1 protein-coding gene is annotated in these 550 nt (G+C 66.5%); it reads left to right on the top strand.

The window, feature by feature from the left end:
- Window positions 1–550, top strand: a 550-nt coding sequence (locus A6R74_RS23230; protein WP_165603379.1) for an Ig-like domain-containing protein, incomplete at both ends; no start/stop codon positions are given.

The following is a 550-nucleotide window of genomic DNA, read 5'->3' as shown; positions in this document are numbered from 1 at the left end:
GCGTGCTGGCCGAGAACGACAGCGTGACCGCTGAAGTCACCGGTAGCGACGCCGCAGGCAACGCCTACAGCGCCGACGCCGCCCGTGACTATGGCGTCGACACCGACGCCAGCGCCACGATCAGCATCGACACCATCGCCGGTGACGACGTGATCAACGGCGAAGAAGCCACCCAAACCATCAGCGTGACCGGCAGCGTGGGCGGCGACGCCAAAGCAGGCGACACCGTCACCCTGACCGTGGGGGACAACAGCTACGAAGGCACCGTGGGTGAAGACCTCACGTATGCCATCGACGTCCCGGGCAGCGTGCTGGCCGAGAACGACAGCGTGACCGCTGAAGTCACCGGTAGCGACGCCGCAGGCAACGCCTACAGTGCTGACGCCGCCCGTGACTATGGCGTCGACACCGACGCCGCGGCCACCATCACCATCGACACCATCGCTGGTGACGACGTGATCAACGGCGAAGAAGCCACCCAAACCATCAGCGTGACCGGCAGCGTGGGCGGCGACGCCAAAGCAGGCGACACCGTCACCCTGACCGTGGG

It is taken from the genome of Halomonas sp. ALS9 (assembly GCF_001651035.1).
Lineage (GTDB): Bacteria > Pseudomonadota > Gammaproteobacteria > Pseudomonadales > Halomonadaceae > Vreelandella.
Note: the sequence above shows the minus strand (reverse complement) of the source record. Positions and strands in the feature narration are given on the sequence as shown.